Origin of the sequence: Vibrio sp. 10N.222.49.C9 (assembly GCF_041474985.1) — a bacterium.
Lineage (GTDB): Bacteria > Pseudomonadota > Gammaproteobacteria > Enterobacterales > Vibrionaceae > Vibrio > Vibrio crassostreae_C.
Genome location: NZ_JBFRVD010001562.1, coordinates 1 through 380 on the forward strand (window position 1 = coordinate 1; position 380 = coordinate 380).

1 protein-coding gene is annotated in these 380 nt (G+C 45.0%); it reads right to left on the reverse strand.

Annotation, left to right across the window (positions count from 1 at the left end; all coding sequences use genetic code 11):
* Nucleotides 1-380 (reverse strand): sugar transferase (locus AB4585_RS29270; RefSeq protein ID WP_372172329.1); only part of this gene is annotated, 380 nt, incomplete at both ends.

Here is a 380-nt window from a genome sequence, read left to right on the forward strand (position 1 = left end):
AGATATAGCATTGCGACCATTAATTTGCGCCCACCCCGTGACCCCAGGTTTTACGTTATGGCGCTTTGCTTGTTCTTCATTATAAAGAGGTAGATACTGCATTAATAAAGGACGAGGCCCAACCAAGCTCATCTCCCCTTTCAAAACATTCCAGAGTTCGGGAAGTTCATCTAGACTTGAGTTGCGTAATTTATCGCCAAATGATGTCATGCGTTCAGAGTCTGGTAGTGGGTTACCATTATCATCAGCCGCATCTTTCATGGTTCGAAACTTAACCATTTCGAATGGTTGGCCGTTCAAGCCGGGTCTCGTTTGACGGAATAAAACAGGAGAGCCAAGATTTTTCCGAATCTTCCAAGCAACCATAGCGATAACCGGAG